General features: G+C 51.5%; 1 protein-coding gene. It reads left to right on the forward strand.

What is annotated here, in order from left to right:
- Positions 1–268 (forward strand): hypothetical protein (locus tag SB679_RS24535; protein WP_410704881.1); only part of this gene is annotated, 268 nt, incomplete at both ends.

Genomic DNA, 268 nt, shown 5'->3' on the forward strand with positions numbered 1-268 from the left:
CTTAGCATCAACAACACTCAGACGGGAGTTAAGGCAGATCTCCGCCAGGAAGTGGAAGCGCTTATTAATCCGGCATCGACGATTTCCATTTGCAAAGCCGTGATTTCCGCACTCGCGAAGTCTGGTCCGCTGTCAGGCTTCTTGCAGGAAAGCCTGTACGACCCGCCAGAAAAAATCCGCACTTCTTCCCTCGTGAGATATGTGCTCCCGAGTCTGCTGAAAACCGATGGACAAGGCTCCTTGTATAGCCTTTTTTCGCCAAATGCAG

Origin of the sequence: Chryseobacterium sp. SIMBA_029 (assembly GCF_046535275.1) — a bacterium.
Classification (GTDB): domain Bacteria; phylum Bacteroidota; class Bacteroidia; order Flavobacteriales; family Weeksellaceae; genus Chryseobacterium.